Source organism: Streptomyces sp. NPDC014894 (genome assembly GCF_043080985.1).
Classification (GTDB): domain Bacteria; phylum Actinomycetota; class Actinomycetes; order Streptomycetales; family Streptomycetaceae; genus Streptomyces.
The window spans coordinates 55,821-74,773 of sequence record NZ_JBIBWD010000009.1 but is presented as its reverse complement, the minus strand read 5'-3'; the positions used below and the strand labels follow the sequence as shown (position 1 = coordinate 74,773).

Annotated in this window: 17 protein-coding genes; 10 read left to right on the top strand and 7 right to left on the bottom strand. The window is 73.8% G+C overall.

Features of this window, described 5'->3' with window-relative positions; all coding sequences use genetic code 11:
* The first annotated feature begins 3 nt into the window (after positions 1 to 3).
* The 3 genes from ACF089_RS22005 (at position 4) to ACF089_RS21995 (ending at position 3,931) form a co-directional block, all read left to right on the top strand.
* Positions 4 to 1,077, top strand: a complete 1,074-nt coding sequence (locus tag ACF089_RS22005) for an ATP-dependent DNA ligase (RefSeq protein ID WP_392029046.1) — start codon at positions 4 to 6, stop codon at positions 1,075 to 1,077.
* A 472-nt stretch (positions 1,078 to 1,549) separates the two neighbouring features.
* On the top strand, positions 1,550 to 1,807 hold the full coding sequence (locus ACF089_RS22000) for a hypothetical protein (RefSeq protein WP_392029044.1): 258 nt from the start codon (positions 1,550 to 1,552) through the stop codon (positions 1,805 to 1,807).
* A 63-nt stretch (positions 1,808 to 1,870) separates the two neighbouring features.
* Positions 1,871 to 3,931 carry an MDR family MFS transporter gene (locus ACF089_RS21995; RefSeq protein WP_392029042.1) on the top strand — a complete coding sequence of 687 codons (2,061 nt, stop codon included), beginning with the start codon at positions 1,871 to 1,873 and terminating at the stop codon, positions 3,929 to 3,931.
* A 39-nt stretch (positions 3,932 to 3,970) separates the two neighbouring features.
* On the opposite strand, the gene ACF089_RS21990 is transcribed toward ACF089_RS21995, so the two are convergent.
* The 5 genes from ACF089_RS21990 to ACF089_RS21970 form a co-directional block, all read right to left on the bottom strand.
* A complete protein-coding gene (locus tag ACF089_RS21990; protein ID WP_392029040.1) occupies positions 3,971 to 4,408 on the bottom strand; it encodes a YchJ family protein in 438 nt (145 codons plus the stop codon).
* Positions 4,409 to 4,580: 172 nt separating this feature from the next.
* Complete coding sequence (locus ACF089_RS21985) at positions 4,581 to 7,961, bottom strand: NACHT domain-containing protein (RefSeq protein WP_392029038.1); 3,381 nt, start codon at positions 7,959 to 7,961, stop codon at positions 4,581 to 4,583.
* A 168-nt stretch (positions 7,962 to 8,129) separates the two neighbouring features.
* A complete protein-coding gene (locus tag ACF089_RS21980) occupies positions 8,130 to 8,831 on the bottom strand; it encodes an isochorismatase family protein (RefSeq protein WP_392029036.1) in 702 nt (233 codons plus the stop codon).
* Positions 8,832 to 9,073: 242 nt separating this feature from the next.
* A complete protein-coding gene (locus ACF089_RS21975; RefSeq protein ID WP_392029034.1) occupies positions 9,074 to 9,310 on the bottom strand; it encodes a DUF397 domain-containing protein in 237 nt (78 codons plus the stop codon).
* The gene (locus ACF089_RS21970) at positions 9,311 to 10,171 is read right to left on the bottom strand and encodes a helix-turn-helix domain-containing protein (RefSeq protein WP_392029032.1); all 861 of its coding nucleotides are present in this window, start codon (positions 10,169 to 10,171) and stop codon (positions 9,311 to 9,313) included.
* A 124-nt stretch (positions 10,172 to 10,295) separates the two neighbouring features.
* Between ACF089_RS21970 and ACF089_RS21965 the strand changes: the two genes are divergently transcribed.
* The 3 genes from ACF089_RS21965 to ACF089_RS21955 all read left to right on the top strand — a co-directional run bounded on the left by ACF089_RS21965 (position 10,296) and on the right by ACF089_RS21955 (position 11,673).
* Positions 10,296 to 10,904: an ATP-binding protein gene (locus tag ACF089_RS21965; protein WP_392029030.1), complete on the top strand. Its 609-nt coding sequence runs from the start codon at positions 10,296 to 10,298 to the stop codon at positions 10,902 to 10,904.
* The gene (locus tag ACF089_RS21960) at positions 10,898 to 11,311 is read left to right on the top strand and encodes a hypothetical protein (RefSeq protein ID WP_392029028.1); all 414 of its coding nucleotides are present in this window, start codon (positions 10,898 to 10,900) and stop codon (positions 11,309 to 11,311) included. The genes ACF089_RS21965 and ACF089_RS21960 overlap by 7 nt, the downstream gene beginning before the upstream one ends.
* Before the next feature lie 68 nt (positions 11,312 to 11,379).
* On the top strand, positions 11,380 to 11,673 hold the full coding sequence (locus ACF089_RS21955; RefSeq protein ID WP_392029026.1) for a hypothetical protein: 294 nt from the start codon (positions 11,380 to 11,382) through the stop codon (positions 11,671 to 11,673).
* 359 nt (positions 11,674 to 12,032) lie between these two features.
* On the opposite strand, the gene ACF089_RS21950 is transcribed toward ACF089_RS21955, so the two are convergent.
* Positions 12,033 to 13,109 (bottom strand): transcriptional regulator, encoded by a 1,077-nt coding sequence (locus ACF089_RS21950; protein ID WP_392029024.1) that lies wholly within the window; start codon positions 13,107 to 13,109, stop codon positions 12,033 to 12,035.
* Between the two features lie 236 nt (positions 13,110 to 13,345).
* Between ACF089_RS21950 and ACF089_RS21945 the strand changes: the two genes are divergently transcribed.
* The 3 genes from ACF089_RS21945 (at position 13,346) to ACF089_RS21935 (ending at position 15,903) form a co-directional block, all read left to right on the top strand.
* Positions 13,346 to 14,005 (top strand): helix-turn-helix domain-containing protein, encoded by a 660-nt coding sequence (locus tag ACF089_RS21945; RefSeq protein WP_392029022.1) that lies wholly within the window; start codon positions 13,346 to 13,348, stop codon positions 14,003 to 14,005.
* A gap of 95 nt (positions 14,006 to 14,100) precedes the next feature.
* Complete coding sequence (locus tag ACF089_RS21940; RefSeq protein ID WP_392029714.1) at positions 14,101 to 14,631, top strand: toxin-antitoxin system, toxin component; 531 nt, start codon at positions 14,101 to 14,103, stop codon at positions 14,629 to 14,631.
* 3 nt (positions 14,632 to 14,634) lie between these two features.
* Positions 14,635 to 15,903, top strand: a complete 1,269-nt coding sequence (locus tag ACF089_RS21935) for an ROK family protein (RefSeq protein ID WP_392029020.1) — start codon at positions 14,635 to 14,637, stop codon at positions 15,901 to 15,903.
* Positions 15,904 to 15,913: 10 nt separating this feature from the next.
* Here the strand turns inward: ACF089_RS21935 and xylA are convergent, their stop codons facing one another.
* Positions 15,914 to 17,125, bottom strand: a complete 1,212-nt coding sequence (xylA, locus tag ACF089_RS21930; RefSeq protein WP_392029018.1) for a xylose isomerase — start codon at positions 17,123 to 17,125, stop codon at positions 15,914 to 15,916.
* A gap of 190 nt (positions 17,126 to 17,315) precedes the next feature.
* On the opposite strand from xylA, the gene xylB reads away from it, so the two are divergent.
* Positions 17,316 to 18,791, top strand: coding sequence for a xylulokinase (xylB, locus tag ACF089_RS21925; protein WP_392029016.1), 1,476 nt, complete (start codon positions 17,316 to 17,318; stop codon positions 18,789 to 18,791).
* The last annotated feature ends 162 nt before the right edge of the window (positions 18,792 to 18,953 follow it).

Sequence of the window (18,953 nt, the reverse complement as noted above, 5' to 3'; positions counted from 1 at the left end):
GGTATGGATCTGCCGGTGATGCCGCCTGTGAAGCCCATGCTCGCCAAGTCCGTGAAGACGATCCCGCCCGGGATGCAGTACGAGGCCAAATGGGACGGCTTCCGGGCGATCGCGCACCGCGACGGGGCCGAGATCGTGCTCGGCTCCCGTACCGGCAAGCCGCTCACCCGCTACTTCCCCGAGCTGGCCGCCGCGCTCACCGCGAATCTGCCCGACCGCTGCGTCGTCGACGGCGAGATCGTCATCGCCCACGACGGCCGGCTCGACTTCGACCGGCTCACCGAGCGCATCCACCCCGCCGAGTCCCGGGTGCGGACGCTCGCCGAGCGGACCCCGGCGAGCTTCGTCGCCTTCGACCTGCTGGCGCTCGGCGACCGCTCGCTGCTGGAGACGCCGCTGTCCGAGCGGCGGGCGCTGCTCGCCGAGGCGCTCCGGCCCGCCGCTCCCCCGGTCCATCTCGCCCCCGCCACCACGGACCGGGACCTGGCCGAGCGCTGGTTCGAGCGGTACGAGGGCGCCGGGCTGGACGGAATCGTCGCCAAGCCGCTGGATCTGCCCTACCGGCCGGACGCCCGGCTGATGTTCAAGATCAAGCACGAGCGGACGGCGGACGTCGTGGTGGCCGGATATCGCTTCCACAAGAGCGGTCCGGTCCTCGGCTCGCTGCTGCTGGGGCTGTACGACGACTCGGGCTCGCTCCAGCACGTCGGGGTCTGCGCCGCCTTCCCCATGAAACGCCGGGCCGAGCTGATCGAGGAGCTGGAGCCGCTGCGGATGGATCCGCCCGACGGCCACCCCTGGGCGGACTGGGCGAGGGAGAGCGCCCACGAGGGCGCCCGGCTGCCCGGCGCGCAGAGCCGCTGGACGGGGAAGAAGGACCTGTCGTGGGTGGCGCTGCGCCCCGAGCGGGTGGTGGAGGTGGCGTACGACCACATGGAGGGCGACCGATTCCGTCACACCGCGCAGTTCCGCCGCCCCCGCCCCGACCGCGATCCCGCCGACTGCACCTACGCCCAGTTGGAGGAGGTCGCGCGGTACGACCTGGCCGAGGTGCTGGCCCCGCCCGGGGAGGGCTGATGATCAACTGGACGGCGGCGCGGCGGACTTGACGGGTATGCCGCCCGATGATCGATTCGGGCGGTGCGCGGCGTTCGCGTAAGGTATGTCGCCGGTGCTGCCGAAGGCAGAGGTCCGGGCGGGCCGCGCCGTGTGCGTTTCTCGTACGGGACCGTCGTCCCCGATCACTTCGACCGGGGCGGCGGCGACGGGAAAGCCGCGCTGTCCCGCCTTCTCCGGATCCTCGCGCCCAGCCACGGCCGGCTCCCGTCCGCAGTGCGGCGGACGGGGATCCGGCCGTGAGCGGCAGCGCTCATGACCCCGGGGGGCGATCTCCCTCACATGTCATGGGAACGCACCGGGGCCGCCGCCGGCGATCGCCCCGTCGGGACACGCCCCTCCGCCGGACACGGACGCCACCGGGCCGGCCGCGGGGGGACCGGGCAGGCCGGGACGCCGGCGGCCCGCCGAAGCAGAAGTGAAGGATGACGACGTGACCGCCTCTCCCCTCGTTCCCGTACCGATCCCCGACCGGGTGGCCGTGCTGATCGGCTCCTGCATGCCCGACCATGTGCTGCGGGCGGAGATCGAGGCGGACAGCGCCGTGCGCGAGGTCGCCCGGTTCCGGGATCCGCGCTGCCCCGACGACCGGGCCGACCGGGAGCAGGCGCTGTCGGCGCTGGCCCGGGCGAACAAGGTGCTGGCCGCCTACCACCCGCGCCTGGTGATCGGACCGCACAGCAGGTACTGACCGGTTGCCCCGGGCGGCCTCCCACCGCATGCGGTGGGCCGGGGACGGTGTGACGCTGCCAGAGTGACCACCGGGAGCGGCACCGCCGCGGAGACGGCCGGCGCCGCCGCGCCGCCCGTGCTCGACGCGCGGCAGCGGAACATCGTCTTCGGCACCATCCTGCTCGGCGTGCTGCTGGCGGCGCTCGACCAGACCATCGTGGGCACCGCGCTCCCGACGATCGTCTCGGAGCTGGGCGGCGCCGAGCACATGTCGTGGGTGGTCACCTCGTATCTGCTGGCCGAGACCGTCGCCACCGTCCTGGTCGGCAAGTTCGGCGATCTCTTCGGCCGCAAGCTGATCTTCCAGATCTCGGCGATCGTCTTCATCACGGGTTCGTTCTTCTGCGGCCTGGCGACCAATATGACGCTGCTGATCGTCTGGCGCGGGGTGCAGGGCGTCGGCGCGGGCGGGCTGATGGTCACCTCGATGGCGCTGATCGCCGATGTGATCCCGCTGCGCGAGCGGGGCAAGTACCAGGGCGCGATCGGGGCCGTCTTCGGTGTCTCCACGGTGGTCGGACCGCTGATCGGCGGGCTCTTCACCGACCATCTGACCTGGCGCTGGGCGTTCTACGTCAATGTCCCGATCGCGATCGCCGTGGTGATCGCGGCGGCCCGCACCATGCCCGTGGTCCGCGCCGCGGGCCGTCCCGTGATCGACTACGCGGGCATCGCGCTGGTGTCCGCGGGCTCGGGCGCGCTGATCCTGGGGACCAGCTGGGGCGGGAACGAGTACGCCTGGGGCTCGCCGGTCATCGTCGGTCTCTTCGCGGGCGGGCTGATCGCCCTCGCGCTGTTCTGCCTGGTGGAGACCCGGGCGGCCGAACCGATGCTGCCGATGCGGCTGTTCCGCAATCCGGTCTTCACCGTCTGCTCGATCCTCAGCTTCATCGTCGGCTTCGCCATGCTCGGCGCGCTGACGTTTCTGCCGACCTACCTCCAGTACGTGGACGGCGACTCGGCGACCCTCTCCGGCGTGCGCACCCTGCCGATGGTCGCCGGACTGCTGATCGCCTCGATCTTCAGCGGCAACGCGGTCAGCCGCACGGGCCGCTACCGGATCTACCCCATCGTCGGGACCGCGGTGATGGGCGTGGGCCTGTATCTGCTCTCGCTGATGGGCCCGGGGACCGGGCCCTGGCTCGAATCGCTGTACATGTTCGTCCTCGGCGCCGGCATCGGACTCTCCATGCAGGTGCTGACGATCGCGGTGCAGAACACCGTGGAGTACGCCGATCTGGGCACCGCGACCTCGGGCGTCACCTTCTTCCGCACCCTGGGCAGCGCCTTCGGGGCGGCGGTGTTCGGCACCATCTACGGCAACGCCCTCACCCCCAATCTGGCGCGGGGCGTCGCCGAGGCGGCCGAGACGGGCGGCGTCGATCCCGCGGTGATCGCCCGGCTGGCGCGCGGTCCGGAGGGGCTGCACCGGCTGCCGCCGGAGCTGCGTGAGCCGCTCGTCGACGCGTACGCGGACACCCTGCACACGGTCTTCCTGTGGACCGTGCCGGTCGCCGGGCTGGGGCTGCTGGTCTCGCTCTTCCTGAAGCAGGTCACCCTGCGCGACACCGCCCGGGTCGCCTCCACCGACATGGGCGACGCCTTCTCCTCCCCCACGGCCTCAGGCGACTCGGCCCGGCTGCTGGAGGGGGCGGTGGCGACGATCGTGGCCCGCACCGGCGCGGACACCGCCCGCCGGGTGGTCGCCGAGTCCGACACCCGCCTCGACATCGCGGGCGCGTGGGCGGTGATGCAGGTGGAGCAGATGACCCGGATGGTGGGGCACGCCAGTACGGGGCTGATCGCCGCCCGCCACCGGCTGCCGCCGGAGGTGCTGGTGCCGGTGTTCGCCCGGATGGTGGAGGAGGGGTATCTGACCCGGGTGGGGAGCTATTTCTCGCACACCGAGGCGGGGCGGCGGGAGGCCCTGACGATCACCCGGGCCTGGCAGGAGTGGCTCTCCGACCGGCTGGAGCGGGATCTCGGCCGGCCGCCGGGGCCGGAGCTGCACGCCGCGGCCGACACCATCGCCAAGCGGCTGCTGGCGGAGGATCTGGCCGAGGGGCTGCCGGCCCGGCGCTGAACCCGGGCGCCGGGCGGGCCGGCCGCCCGCGTGGCGGGGTCACTCGACGAAGGCGCCGTCCACATACATCCAGGAACCGTTCACCCGTTCGAATGTGCTGCGCTCGCAGAGCGCCCCGCGCCGGCCGTGGTGCCGGTAGCGCGCCCGGAAGGTCACGGTCCCGGTGGAGTGGAAGGCCGTGCCGTCGGCGGTGTCGGCGATCTCCAGCCCGCTCCAGTGCGTCGACGGGTCCAGCTCCAGGCTGTCCGGGCGGGTGGCGGGGTGCCAGGTGCGCAGCAGATAGCCCTCGTCGTGGGCGGCGAAGGCGCTGTAGCGGGAGCGCATCAGCAGTTCGGCGGTGGGGGCCTCGGACCGTCCCGAGTGGAAGCGCCCGCAGCACGCGCCGTAGGCGGCGGGCAGCCCGCAGGGGCAGGGGGAGAGATCGGTGAGCGCGGCGGGGGCGGGGGCGCGCCGGGGACGGGAGCTGCGTCGGGACATGGCTCCATTCTCCCGCCCGGGCGGGAGAGGGACCGCACGGGGCGGATCAGCGCCGGAGCGGCGGGGCGTACGCGACCGGGGCGGGGCGGGCCCGAGCGGGCGGGCGCGTACAGCCCGGGGCCCTGGCAGGCGGGCAGGCGCCCGCAGCCGGCGCCCGGGCGGCCGGGGTCGTTCAGCCCGGGCCCGGGCGGCGCTCGTGCCGTGCCGGGCGCTCCTCGGCGCGGGGCGGCGGGCAGAGGGGCCCCGGCCGCCGTTCCTCCCGGTCGGCGGCGAACCGGCGGGCCCGGTCGAGCACCGCGGGCTCCACCCCGGCCAGCTGCTGCCGGGTGCCGTGGGCCAGCAGGTCGGCGACGGCCTCGCCGAGCAGCGAGCGCGCCTCGCCGGAGCCCTGCCGCTGGGCCCAGAGGGCGAGCAGCCGGTCGGGGCAGGTGGTCGACGCGTGGGCGAGGGCCGCCTCCGCCCCCTCCCGTACCCCCGCGTCGTCGCCGTGGACGTCCAGCGCCATCAGCGCCACCTGGGCCATCAGCCCCACGCCGACGGTGTCGTGGGCCCCGGATCCCACGGCGGCCAGGACCCGGCCGACGACCGCCGCCGGGAGCCGGATCGCGTCGGTGGCGAGCTGGCCGAGGAGCAGCCGGGCCACACAGCGCTGGGAGGTGTCGTCCAGACCGCTGCCCGGGCCGATGAAGGAGGCGCACAGCTCGTACTGGGCGGCGAGTTCGTCCTCCGGGGCGCCGAGGCCGCCCGCGAGCCAGAGCGAGGTCAGCCCGTGGGCGACCGAGGTGGCGGTCCCGTCGGGGGTGCCGACGAAGGTGGTCACGGCGGGGGCGAGCCAGGTGAAGACGGGGTCGATGGCGTGCAGCACGATGGCGTCGTTGGTGCCGCCCGCGACCATCATCTTGTGGCGGATCTGGTCGGCGTAGGGGCGGACCCAGGTGACGGCCCGGCCGCGGTCCTCGTGGGCGGGGGCGCGGCCGTGCAGCCAGTAGACGTCGACGGGTTCGGGCGGGTCGGGGAGATCCTGGGCGGGCCGGACGTCCAGGTCCCGGTGGTCCCCGTCCCAGACCCGCCGCACGCTCAGGGCCCGCGCGAAGTCCGTCCACTCCGGTTCGGTGAAGGCGGCCCGCCACAGCTGCGCCCGCCGGTGCCACATCGCGGCGCAGGTCTGGACGTCGGGGAAGAGCCTGCTGGCCCGCACGCCCCCGGTGACCAGCAGGGTGAGGATGAACAGATTGGCCGAGTACACCCCGTGGCGGGCGGCGGTGGGGCGGGCGACGGGCCGGTAGCCGGTGTAGCGGTGCTCGGTGCGGTCGTGGTGGTCGGCCATGACGGTGAGCAGCAGTTCGCCGAGCCGGTGGCGGTCGCGGGCCCCGATGCCGTCGATGCGCGCGCCGACGAAGCGGAGCATCTGCCGGGAGGAGAGCGGGGCGTACGAGAGGAGGACGTAGAGCAGATCGTCGTCGACGCCGGCCCGGCCCAGGGAGAGCGCGGGCCGCTGGCCGAGCAGCCCCTCCAGCAGCTGGACGGCGAGCCGGGCGGCGAGGTACTCGCCGAAGGTGGCGTGCAGGAATTCGTAGGTCGCCAGCCGCTGGTCGTCGCGGACCGCCTGGGCGCGCTGGACGAAGAAGAACCGGCCGAGGGCGATCTCCCCCTGGCCGAGCGGCGCGCGGAATCCGTCCTGCACCGGCTCGGGCCGGCCGAGCACGGCGGCGAGATCGCTCTCCGCCTCGGCCGCGGTGATCCACTGCCGGCGGCGGTTGAGCATCCCGAAGGAGATCAGGGAGAGCCGCTGAAGCTCCTGTTCGGCGCGTTCGCGCAGCTCCTCCTCCGTACAGGCGACGGCCGACTTGCTGACCTCGCGCACGGCGAACGAGGCCAGCAGCTCCTCGTACAGCTCCGCCTCGCCGAGGGGTTCGTCGCCGCCCGCGCCGCGCTGGAGGGAGTTGTCGGTGCCGTCGTAGAGGGCGAGCATCAGCAGGAGCAGCGGCTGGGAGGCCAGCGCCTGGTGGCGCTGGGCGACGTCGGCGGTCAGCGGGCGCAGTCCGCGCTCGGTCAGGGAGCGTTCGTTGAGCCGGCCCCACAGCTCCAGCCAGCGGGCGATCTGGGGGCGGTTGAAGGGTTCGAGGCGCAGCGCGACCGACCCGTCGGGGTAGCGGGCCCGGTCGGCGACGGCGGTGCGGCTGGTGACCAGGGCGAAGACCGGGCGTCCCTGGTCGGCCTCGCGCTCCTGGAAGCGGGCGACGCGCACGAGGAAGTCGGACTGGCTGACGCCGGTGGCCTGGAGGAGTTCGTCGAATCCGTCGAAGAGCAGCACGGGGACGGCCCCGCCGGCCGCCCGGACCAGCTCCGGCCAGGTGGCGCGCTCGCCGGTCTCGGTGCGCACGGCGTGCTCGATCTGGTCCTGGATGTCGGCGTCCGCGGGGACCTCGCGGAGCACGATCCGCACGGGCAGATACCCCGCGCCGGTCAGCCGGGCGGCGAGGATCTTGGTCAGGACGGACTTTCCCGCGCCGGGCTGGCCGAGGACGATCAGGGGCGCGGTGGCGGCGGCGACGGTGGTGAGCGTGCCGGCGAGGTATTCGGTCAGGTCCGAGCGTACGGGCGCGGCCTCCCACCAGCCCTCCTCGGCCGGTCCCTGGGCTCCGTCGAGCACCGGGCGCGCCCGGAAGTCGGGGTCGACGTACCCCTCGCCGAGGGTGGGCAGACAGACGCCGGCCGGGGCCTGTCCCTCGGCCAGCATCGGCCGGGGCAGCGCCGCCCGGTAGCCGGTGGCGAGGGATTCGGCGACCTGCCGGAGCGGGCTGGGGACGCTCAGTCCGGCGAGGGCGCTCTCGATGCCGCCGAGCGCCTGCCGGACGGCGACCCGGGTCGCCCGGTGCTCCATCCGGCCGGACCAGAGGCCGAACTCGGGGACTTCGAGGGCGAGTCTGCTGTACAGCTCCTGGTAGCACTCGACGGCGGTCCAGGCGAAGACGCCGTCGCTGAAGAGGTGGTCGACGGCGTCGCGCTGCCGCTCGGTGAGCCCGTCCCACACGGCCAGACCGTGCAGGAAGTCGGTGAGATCGTCGCTGCGCGCCCAGTACCAGTGCCGGAGTTCGTCCAGGAGGTTCTCGTACGGGGTGTGGGGCGCGGGCTGCGGCGCGCCGGTGGTGAGCAGCGCCTCCAGCAGGTCGCGGCCGGCCCCGCCGGCGATGGCGATCTGCTCGTCCCGGGTCAGCTCCAGCTCCTCCAGCCGGAAGGGCAGGCTGCCCTCCTCGCCGAGGGCGTCGAAGAAGGCGGTGACGACCAGGACGGTGTGGGCGGCCGCGATCCGCTCGGTGCGGGCGGCGCGGTCGGTCCCCCGGAGGTTCTCCCGCAGACCGGCCGTCAGATCGCGGCCGAGGCGCAGGATCCGGCCCTGGGCGTCGAGGGCGTTGAGCAGTACGTCGCTGACTCCGCCGGTCGCCACGGTGAGCGCGCCGCCGAGCAGCCGGTCGGCGGCGGCCAGCCCCGCGCTGTCTCCCGTCAGGATCGCCACCGCGTCGCTGTAGCTGACCAGTCGCCGTGCCCGCACCGCGCCCCCTGCTCTCGGCCGCCTTGACGAATCCGGTCTACCACGCGAATCACCCGTCTCGTGGTGAAATCGCCTTGATCTGGTACGAGAGGGTGGTGGCGCGCGGCAGGCGGCGCGCGGCCCCGGCGTCCCGGCCCGGACACCGGCCGCGCCGGGGCGCTTCGCGGGTCAGCGGCCGGCGGGGGCCGGGGCGGTGAAGCGGACCGTGTCGGAGGAGGCCACGAACTCGGGGTCGGAGCCGAGCGCGTGCTCGGCGACCCGGGAGACGACGGAGGCGGGGATGTCGTCCAGATGGTAGGTCGCGTGCGCGTCGTGGGGCAGGACGACCAGGAGGCCGCGCTCCACCGCGCCGGCCGCGGTGGCGCTCACGCACATCTCGGAGAGGACCCCGCCGATCACCACCCGGCGTACGCCCGCGTCGGCCAGGATCGCCCCCAGCGGGGTCCCGGTGAAGCCGTCGTCGTCCTCCTTGGGGACGAGGTGCTCGCCGGGCGTCCGCCGTACCGGGAAGTACAGCTCCCAGCCGGGCGCTCCGGGCTCGTCCACGGCTCCCGGCTCGCCGTCGTTGCGCAGATGGACCACGACCGCTCCGGCGTCGCGGGCCCGCTCCAGCAGGGCGGCGAGCCGCCCGACGAGCCGTTCCGCGTCCGGCACGGCGTCGGGACCGGTCAGAAACGCCCGCTGGGCGTCGACGAGGACGAGCGCCTGGGCGGGGCCCTCGGGCGCGGTGCGCCGGGGTACGGAGTGCCAGGCCCCGTCGCGGACGAAGCCGCCGGCGCCGGTGTCCGCGTCCGTGCCCGGGTCCACGTCCGTGCCCGGGTCCACGTCCGTGCCGCCGGGGGATCCCGTCCCGTGCTCCGCGTCCCGCATCCGCGCTTCCCCCTCATGATCAACGATCTTCCCCGCCGGTCGAGGGTAGCCGAGCACGACGGCGGCCGGGCGGGGGACGGGGGCCCGGGCCGTGGGAGCCGGGGACCCCGCGCGGAAACGACGACGGCGTGCGGGTGAGTACCCCGCACGCCGTTTCCCGATGCGCCCGCCGGCGAAGCCGGTCTGGAGCGCGGTGGCCGTTAAGTGAGCGTGAGAACGCATGAAACCCCAGGTCGGAGCGGTCAGGTGAGCAGGAAGTCCGCCTTCCCGGACTTGGCTCCCTGAATGAACGCGGCTATCTCACCGGGTGTATAGATCAGCGCGGGGCCGTCCGGATCGGCGGACTGCCGCACCGCCACCCGTCCGTCGGCGAGCTTCATCGTCTCGAAGCAGTTGCCGCCGTTGCCGCCGCTCCACGGCTTGTGCCAGCCCACATCGCCCAGCTCGGTGGCCGGCATGCCGTTGTATACGTGATCCATTCACAGCTCCTTGCGGAGACCCTTGAGGATCTCCTTCGTGCGTTGTGCAGTCGCGGCCTGGGCCGCCATGCGGTCCAGGACCTCCAGATGCGAGGCGACCTCGGGACGCGCGTCGAGATAGACCGCGCCGGTCAGATACTCGCTGTAGACCATGTCCGGGAGCTCGGGGACGGCGAACCGGAACAGCACGAACGGCCCATAGGTGCCGGGGTGGTGTCCGGACGCGAACTCCGCGACCTGAAGGGTGACATGGGGCAGTTCCGCGCCTTCGAGCAGCCGGTCGATCTGGCCTCTCATGACGGCGGGACCGCCGACGGGCCTGCGGAAGACCGTCTCGTCCATGATCACCCACAATCTGGGTGAGCCGGGCTGGGTGAGCAGCGCCTGGCGCTCCATGCGCAGCGCCACATGGCGCTCGATCTCCTCGGGGTCGGTCTGGCCGACGGCTCCGCTGAGCATGATCGCGCGCGCGTACTCCTCGGTCTGGAGCAGACCGGGCACGAAGTGGGGCTCGTAGGAGCGGATGAGGCTGGCCGCGCCCTCCAGGCTGACGTACATGCTGAACCAGCCCGGCAGCACATCGTGGAACCGCTGCCACCAGCCCGGCTTGTTCGCCTCCTCGGCCAGCTCGATGAAGCCCCGGGCCTCCTCGTCGCCGATCCCGTACGCGTTCAGCAGCAGCTGGACATAGGGGATCTTCAGCGCGACCTCGGCGGTCTCCATGCGGCGGATGGTGCCCGCGGCGACGCGAAGGACCTTGGCGGCCTCCTCGCGCTTGAGCCCGGCACGCTCGCGCAGATCCTGCAGACGCTTGCCGAGGACGACCTGCCCCACGGTGGGGGCGGACCGCGGTTCACTCACTTCGATTCCTCCCCACGCGCTGTTGCGAGCAGTCTGCCACGCGCCCGCAACGATGAATATGCCCACTCTGAAAAATTCAGAGTGGCTCTTGCCAAGCTGTCCGTTTCAGAGCGACAGTGGTCCGGTGAACCGTGACGCGCTCCACGCCCCACTCATGGACCCGTGCTCGGGGGTCGACCACCACAGGTACGGCTTCGAGCTGCCGGCGCGCGTCGAGTACGTCTCCAGAGCCCGCAAGCTCGCCCGTGACCGGCTGCGCTGCTGGGGCATAGCGGGCGATGTGCACGACACCGCGATGCTGGTGGTCTCCGAGCTGGTGACCAACGCGGTGGTCCACAGCGGCAGCCATCTGATCTCCTGCGAGCTGCTGAACGGCGTCGAACGGCTGCGGATCAGCGTGCGGGACCAGGGCTGCGCGCCCACCGGCCCGCATGTGTGCCACACCAAGGCGGCGGAGGAGCGGGGCCGGGGTCTGCTGCTGGTGGAGTCGGTCTCCAGCGCCTGGGGGGCCCACGCCGGCCGCTCCGGCTCCGGCCGGACGGTCTGGGCCGAGCTGGCGCACGCGAATGTTCCGTACGGGGCGGACTTCCCGGCGGCCGAGCACCCGAGGGCCCCGGCCCGCCCGGGGCGCGCCGGACTGCCGGAGGCCCGCAGGCCGCACACGCGGACGGAGGTCCCGCAGGCCGACGCCCGGCGTCCGGGGCTGCCGCTGGGGACGGAGCGGTCGTGTTGAGACATCTGGCGCCCCGGCTGAGCCGGGGCGGCCGCGAGGGCGACGGGACGGGGCTCACCCGGCTCGCGCTGCCGCCCTCGATCGTGCCCACACTGGGCTGCGACGCGGTGGGCGTGCCCGCCCGTCACGGATTCCGTCTGCTGGGGAGGCTGCCGCGCAACGGCTGTGTCTTCGCGGACGCCGACTGGTGGTGGTGGATCGTGCCCGCCGGCTCCGACCTGGAGCTGACCTGGCCGCTGCCGTCGCACTACGCCAAGGGAGCCCGCGTACCGGCGAACGACCCCCGGCTGATCAGCTGGCCCGACGACAACAGCCCCTACACACCGCCCATTCCACTCTATTTGATGGCCTGTCAGCTCACGGGAACCGCCCCTCTGTGGACGGTCGGTGTCGGCGGGCCCGCATGAGAGCCGCGCCCGGCGCGGCTCCCGTCTCCGACCGCCTGAGCGGGGACGGGACGGATACCCTTCCGGGTATGTCGGAAGCGAATTCGGCCCCGGAACGACCGGGGCTCACACCACGTCAGGCACGTCATGTCCGCATCGTGCTCTCCGCGTTCATCATGGTCGCGGTGGGGCTGGCGCTCGTCCTCAGAATCGACAGCACTCACTCGTTCCTGACCATGGGCTTCTACGGCATAGCGCTGATCCTCGCGGGCAGCGCGCTGGTGCTGAGCCGGCAGGGTCGCACCCGGGTGGCGACAGTCGTCCTGGGAGTCTGTGTGGCCCTCGCCCTCGGGGCGGAGTGGGCCGTCGCGGCACTGCGCTGACGGAGCGGGAAACGCCGGGTCCCAGCGGCCCGGCGGTCTTGAGCACACGGGGGAACAGGGGGAGGGACCAGGCCCTCGCGCGGGGGAAGCCGGGGGCCTGGTCCCGGAACCGGTCCTGGTCCGGCCGCGGATATGGGGGGCGGCCGGACCGGTGGACCGAAGACGGCGGTACGCCGGGGCTGGGGGCCCCGGCGTACCGCCGCGCACGTCCGGGGGCGGGACCGTACCGCCGCGCACGTCCGGGGGCGGGGCGCGGAAGGCGGGCGGACGAAACCGCCCCCGTCGGCCGGGGCCGGGACGGGGGCGATCGGGCGGGGCGGGGACCCGCCCCTCGGCGGAGCGGTCGCGGAGGGCGAGATTCAGCCGCTGGAGACGGCCCGCAGATGGGACTTGGCCCGCCGCACGGGCGGCGTCGGCGTGGGAGCGCCCCGGCGCTCGCGCAGCACCAGCGTCATCCGGGTGTACCCGCGGTCCTGGAGGGTCGCCGGGGTCTCGTCCACGATCCGGCACTCGGAGCGCCCGTACCGCGGGTCCGGGTGGTGCAGCGGCCGTACGGCCCCGTCGTGGTGGACGGCGGCGGCCCCGGCCACCCGCATCCAGTGCGGCAGACCGCAGCGGTAGGCGGCGTCCATGATGGGGTCGTCCGCGATCTCGCCGCGAATGGCCTGAAGCACACCGTCGTCCTCGTAGCACTCCAGGGCCGACTCCAGCTGCGCCAGCAGCGGCAGGCACCAGCTGGTCTCGCGGTCGCCGAGGACGGCGCCCGCGTCCGGGTGGAAGAGCACGAAGCGCAGGAAGTTCTGGTCGGGCATCGCGGTGGGATGGTCGCCCATGCCCTGGAACAGGGTCTGGAAGGCCGGATTGACATGGGCCACGTCCCAGCGGCGGTCGAACAGCACCGACGGCAGCGGGACGGCGTCCATCATCGCCGCGTAGTCGCGCAGATAGTCCTGGGCCCCCGGATCCTGCGGAAGCGGGGTCCGCACCGGGGCGCGACGCTCGGCGGGCCGCACGGGCGACGTCACCGGGGCGTACGGGCGCGCCGGCCCGGACGGGAAGGCGGGGCCCGAGGGCCGGGCCGGTCCCATGGGCGTGGTGGCCCGCGGGGCCCGTCCGTCCAGGGCCGTCGGCGGCTCTCGGTCCACGGCCAGCCGGAAGAGCCAGCCGCCCTGTTGATCGGTCATCTCCAGGGCTTTGACCAGGGCGTAGAGCCGGTCCTCGGTCCAGTCCTCGGAGGGTGTGCCCTCCCAGGTGTCATAGGCGCCGGTGCTGATGTCGAGCCGGGCGGCGACCTCCGCCACGCTCAGCCCCAGCTCTTGCCTGCGCTCACGCAGTATGTCGCTCAGTCTCCTCGACCGGAGCGTGCCCCGGCCGGTGCCGGTGCACCCCCGGCGCCCGTGGACACCCGAGCGGTCGGAACCGACCTCATGTGTCATCGAGAACGCCACCCTTCTCGAAGTCCTGCCGCGGCAGCGCCCTTTGGATCTTCACCCCGCCCGGCGATCCTGCTACCGCGAGAGCGGCCATGTCAACTATCGTGGCATTCGGTGGCGCAGAACGCACAGAACGCGCCACAGCTGTGGCAAGACCTGGCTGTACGTCCGGGAAACGGTTAATCTCCGGGCAGCCAACCGTGTGCGGAGCCATCTCGCGTGATCTAGGAGACCCACTGGTGACAGACGGCTTCTCGGTTCCGGGTCCGGCAGCCGCAGGCCCTCTCGCGGCGTCGGTTGCCCGTGTCACCGAACTCGCAGGCAGACTGGGACTGAGCCCCGGCGAGGTCTTCGACGTGCACGAGCTGTCCGACGCGTCGGGGGTCCCCGCCGATGTGGTCGGCCCCCTGCTGGAGGGCCGTCAGGCGGGCGAACCCGACCTCCAGGCGCGCTTCCTCCAGCGCTTCGACCTGCTGCGGCGGACCCGTCTCAAACCCAACGGCCGCCGCTACACCCAGCAGGAGATCGCCGACGGCGCCGGGATGTCCCGGCAGCAGGCGGGCGCGCTCATCAACGGCGACCGCCGTCCCACCATGGAGCACTGCGACGCGATCCAGCGGTTCTTCAAGGTGCACGCCGGCTTCCTGACCGCGGAGGACGCGGACGCGCTCAACAGCGCGCTCCAGCGCACCGAACAGCGGCTGCTGCAGAACTGCGCCGGCGACGGCGACCCGCTGGAGCGGCTGCTCCAGGACCACGGCGTGCGCGGCATCGCCTGGCGGGCCGCCCAGCTGCCCACCGACAAGCACCGGGACAAAGTCACCGAATGGCTCGATCTGCTGCTGGAGAGCGTCAAGCCGGTGGAGTCGTCCGATGCGCCAAAGCCGACGGAAAGATGACTTCAGATTCGGACTGATGTCAGGGCAGGGTTGAGGCCGCACGTGTGCGGGCGGCCGCTGCGGGGGAGAGGAGAACGGTGAGCATTGGCAAGGAGATGCGTCGGCTCTGCGGCGAGCTGGTAGCCGGACTCGGTCTGCCGGCCCCGGCGGAGCCCGCCGATCTCTACGCGGCCCTGTGCGGCCAGATGAGCAGCCGCAGGGGCCGGCCGGTGCGCTATCGGACGGCCGCCTTCCCGCCCGGCACCGCCAGCGGGCTCTGGCTGGACATGAAGGACCAGGACCTGATCGTCATCGAGGAGCGCACCGCCCCCGACCACCAGCTGGTCATCCTCGGCCATGAGCTGTGGCACATGAACGCCGGGCACTGCACCCACCATGTCGAGGGCGCGGCCGTCGCCGCCCGGCTGCTCTGCGACGAGGCCGATCTCCAGGCCACGGTCCTGAAGGTCGCGGCGCGCACCCGGTTCGACCAGAGCGAGGAGAACGAGGCGGAGAGCTTCGGGCTGCTGCTCGGCAGCAAGTGCCGCTCCTGGCTGGCGGGTTCCACCGGACGCGGACCGCGGCGGCGGGAGGGGCTCGCCGGACGGATCGAGGCGTCCCTGGGATACCGCGGGCCCCAGGGCTGATCGGTGGAGAAGACGGCCCGGGTGCGGCTGAACGGCGCGGTGAGCCGGGACCCCCTGGAGCCCAAGGCGGGCCGGGACACCGTGCGCCGCCACAATCTCAGCCTGGTGCTGCGGGCGGTGAAGGACTCCGGGGAGACCACCAGGGCCGGGGTGTCCGCGCGGGTGGGGCTGACCCGGGCCGCGATCTCCTCGCTGGTGGAGCAGCTGCTGGAGAGCGGATTCCTCTCGGAGTCGGGCAAGACGTTCAGCGGGCAGGCCGGCCGCCCCGGCACGGTGCTGAAGGTGGCGCGCACCGGTGTCGCGGGCCTCGGCGTCGAGATCAACGTCGACTATGTGTGCGTCTGCGTGGTGGATCTCGCCGGTACGGACCGGGTGCGGCTGGTGGAGCACCTCGACAACCGGGGCGCGTCGCCCGCGCAGGTGCTCCGCCGCGCGGCGCAGATCGCCGCGCGGGCGCTGACCTCGGCGGGCGAGCAGGAGCTGCGCCCGGTCGGCGCGGCGCTGGCGCTGCCCGGTCTGGTCTCCTCCGGCACGGTCCGCCAGGCGCCCAATCTGGGCTGGGCCCGGATCCCGGCCGAGGCCCCCTTCGCCGCCGCGCTCTCCGCGCTGCGGCCCCGGCTGCCCGCGCTGCCGGTCCGCTCGGAGAACGAGGCGAATCTCGCGGCGCTCGCGGAGCTGTGGTTCGGCTCGCTGGGCTCCGTGCGCACCTTCCTCTATCTCTCCGGTGAGATCGGGGTCGGCGGCGCCCTGATCCTCGACGGGCGGCTGCTGAGCGGGGCGCACGGCTTCGCGGGGGAGATCGGCCATGTGGTCGCGGCGGCCGACGGGCCCGAGTGCCGCTGCGGGGCGCGGGGCTGTCTGGAGCAGTACGCGGGCCAGTCGGCGATGCTGCGGGCGGCGGGTCTCGACGAGGGCAGGGGCGCGGCCGTCGCGGAGCTGGAGCGGCGGGCCCGCGCGGGCGACGCGCAGGCGCTGGCGGCGCTGGAGCGGGCGGGCCTGATGCTGGGCCGGGTGCTGTCCGGCGCGGTCAATCTCTTCGATCCGGCGGCGGTCGTCCTCGGCGGGATCTACCGGCCGCTCTCCCCCTGGCTGATCCCGCGCGCCGCCTCCGAGCTGTCCGCGCGGGTGGTCTCGGGCCTCTGGCCGCGCTCCGGCGGCCGGCTGCGCGCCTCCTCCCCCGCCGCGGACGCCGCCCGGGGCGCGGCCGCGCTGGTGGTGCGGGACGTGCTGACGGATCCTCTGGCGTACGGGGAGCGCGCCCCGGCGGGCTGAGGCCGGCCGGTCAGCGCAGACCGAGCAGATGATCCAGCGCCAGTTGGTCGAGCGCCTCGAAGGCCATGCCCCGCTCCCCGGCCGCCCGGGCGTCGAACTCCTCGAACGCGGTGCGGTCGGCGAGCAGTTCGGACAGTCCGCCGGGGGCGGTCGCGAGGGCCAGTTCGTCCAGCCGGGCGGCGCGCAGGGCCTCCCTCACCCGGGGGTCGTCGCGGAAGGCGAGGGAGCGCTCGCGCAGGATGAGGTAGTTGCGCATGCACCCGGCGGCCGACGCCCACACGCCGTCGGCGTCCTCGGTCCTGGGCGGTTTGAAGTCGAAGTGGCGGGGGCCGTCGTAGCCGCCCGTCTCCAACAGGTCCACCAGCCAGAACGCGGAGCGCAGATCGCCGGAGCCGAACCGCAGGTCCTGGTCGTACTTGACGCCGTTCTGGCCGTTGAGGTCGATGTGGAAGAGCTTGCCGGACCAGAGCGCCTGGGCGACGGCGTGCGGGACGTTGAGTCCGGCCATCTGTTCATGGCCGACCTCCGGATTGACTCCGTACAGCGCGGGCCGCTCCAGGCGTTCGATGAAGGCCAGCGCGTGGCCGACGGTGGGGAGCAGCAGATCCCCGCGCGGCTCGTTGGGTTTGGGCTCGATGGCGAAGCGGAGGCCGAGGCCCTGTTCGGCGACGTACTCCCCCAGCAGGTCGAAGGCTTCCTTGAGCCGGTCGAGGGCGAGGCGGACGTCCTTGGCCGCGCCGCTCTCCGCGCCCTCCCGGCCGCCCCAGACGACGAAGGTCCTGGCTCCGAGCGAGGCGGCGAGGTCGAGCGCGCGCAGGGTCTTGCGCAGGGCGTACCGGCGTACGCCGAGGTCGTTGGCGGTGAACGCGCCGTCCTTGAAGACCGGGTGGGTGAAGAGATTGACGGTCGCCATGGGGACGACGAGGCCGGTGCGGTCCAGCGCCGCGCGGAAGCGCTCGATCCGGGCCGGGCGGCCGGTCTCGGGCGTGCCGGGGGGAAGGAGGTCGTCGTCGTGGAGGGTGACGCCGTACGCGCCGAGGGCGGCGAGGCGTTCGACGGTCTCGACCGGGTCCAGCGGCGGCCGGGTCGCGTCCCCGAACGGGTCCCGGCCCTGCCAGCCGACCGTCCACAGGCCGAAGCTGAAGCGGTCGTCGGGGCTGGGGCCGAGGGATCCGGCCGGAGCGGCGGGGTGTTCCGCCGGCCGGGTGATGCCGTCCGTCATCGCTGTGACCGCCTTCGCGCCGCTGTTCGTCCGGTGCCCGTCACGCTGTTTGTTTCTCTCCTTGATGAATGAAGCACAACCTGTCGCCGGGCAGAAGACCCTCGCCGTCTTTTGGGCCGGGACGGCTTGGCGTAATTTGTTCGGGTCAAGTCCAATCTCAGCGGCGGGACAGGGACGGGGAGGGACGACAGTGCCGGCACCGACGGTCGTCATCGGCGTGGACAGCTCGACCCAGTCGGCCAAGGCGGTGCTCGTCGACACGGCGACCGGCCGGACGCTCGCCACCGGGCGCGCCGCGCACCGGGTGAGCGGGGAGGCGGGCGCCCGCGAGAGCGATCCCGAGGAGTGGTGGCGGGCGCTGCGGGAGGCGGTCGCCGAGGGGCTCGGCCGGTCCGGCGTGCCGGCCGCCTCGGTGGCCGGGATCGCGGTCGCCGGGCAGCAGCACGGTCTGGTGACGCTGGACGGCTCCGGGCGTCCGCTGCGGCCCGCGCTGCTGTGGAACGACACCCGTTCCGCGCCGCAGGCCGCCGCTCTCGGCGAGGCGCTCGGCGGTCCGCGCGCCTGGGCCGAGCTGACCGGATCGGCGCCGGTCGCGGCGGTCACCGCCGCCAAGTGGCAGTGGCTGCGCGAGCACGAGCCGCGGACCGCGGCGGCGACGGCCGCCGTGCGGCTGCCCCACGACTTCCTCACCGAGCGGCTCTCGGGCGTCCCCGTCACCGATCCGGGCGACGCCTCGGGCACCGGCTGGTACGCGACCGCGACCGGCGCGTACGACCCCGAGGTCCTGGATCTTCTCGGGCTGGACCGGGCCCTGCTGCCCGAGGTGGCTCCCGGCGGGGCCGCCCGGGCGGGCGGACTCCTCGCCCCGGCCGCCGCCGAACTCGGTCTGCCGAGCGGCATCGCGGTCGCGGCGGGCACCGGCGACAACATGGCCGCCGCGGTCGGTCTCGGGCTCGGCGGCGCGGGGCTCCTGGACCGTCCCGTACTGAGCCTCGGCACCTCCGGGACGGTGTTCGCCGCCACCCGCTCCCGGCCCGTCTCCCCCGCGCTCTCCGGATTCGCCGCGACCGACGGCGTCTATCTCCCCCTCGGCTGCACCCTCAACTGCACCCGGGCCGTGGACAAGGTCGCGGCCCTCCTCGGGCTGGACCGGGAGCGGGCCGAGCCGGGCGGCGAGACGGTGCTGCTGCCGTTCCTCGACGGGGAGCGCACCCCCGATCTGCCCGCCGCCTCCGGGCTGCTGACCGGTCTGCGGCACACCACGAGCCGTGAACAGATCCTCGGCGCCGCCTACGAGGGCGCGACCGTCGCCGTGCTGCGCGCCCTGGACGAGGTGCTCCGCGCCTGCGGACTGGACCCGACGGAGCCGGCGACAGCCGCCGGGACGCTGCGTCTGGTGGGCGGCGGCGCCCGGGGCCGCCAGTGGGTGGAGACCGTGCGCCGGCTCTCCGGCCGCCCGGTGCTCGTCCCCCGCGAGCCCGAACTCGTCGCCGTCGGCGCGGCGGCGCTGGCAGCGGGCGCGGCGACGGGCGAGGACCCTGTGCGGCTGGCGGCCGCCTGGGGCACGGGCGACGGGACGGAACTGCCCGCCGTGGCGCGGGACACCGAGACCTGGGAGCGGGTGTCGGAGGCGCTGGAGCGGGCGCGCGCCGGATTTCCGCGGTGATCCACGAAGCCCGGTTCGCCGTACGGGCGTTGCCCCGAAGGCCCTCCCGGTCCCGGCCGTCCGGGCCCGGACGCCGCCCACCCGCCGGTGAACTGGCCTGATTCCCATCCGTAGAATGTCTGGTACACCTCAACCAACACCCCGCTCACCCGCCCGCGGTGA

Excerpts from the sequence above, each read along its gene's own strand:
- ACF089_RS21975 (WP_392029034.1), bottom strand. The coding sequence starts at position 9,310 with ATGGATCACGTATACAACGGCATGCCGGCCACCGAGCTGGGCGATGTG.
- ACF089_RS22005 (WP_392029046.1), top strand. The coding sequence starts at position 4 with ATGGATCTGCCGGTGATGCCGCCTGTGAAGCCCATGCTCGCCAAGTCC.
- ACF089_RS21955 (WP_392029026.1), top strand. The coding sequence starts at position 11,380 with ATGTCGGAAGCGAATTCGGCCCCGGAACGACCGGGGCTCACACCACGT.
- ACF089_RS21940 (WP_392029714.1), top strand. The coding sequence starts at position 14,101 with ATGCGTCGGCTCTGCGGCGAGCTGGTAGCCGGACTCGGTCTGCCGGCC.
- ACF089_RS21980 (WP_392029036.1), bottom strand. The coding sequence starts at position 8,831 with ATGCGGGACGCGGAGCACGGGACGGGATCCCCCGGCGGCACGGACGTG.
- ACF089_RS21950 (WP_392029024.1), bottom strand. The coding sequence starts at position 13,109 with ATGACACATGAGGTCGGTTCCGACCGCTCGGGTGTCCACGGGCGCCGG.
- ACF089_RS21990 (WP_392029040.1), bottom strand. The coding sequence starts at position 4,408 with ATGTCCCGACGCAGCTCCCGTCCCCGGCGCGCCCCCGCCCCCGCCGCG.
- xylA (WP_392029018.1), bottom strand. The coding sequence starts at position 17,125 with ATGACGGACGGCATCACCCGGCCGGCGGAACACCCCGCCGCTCCGGCC.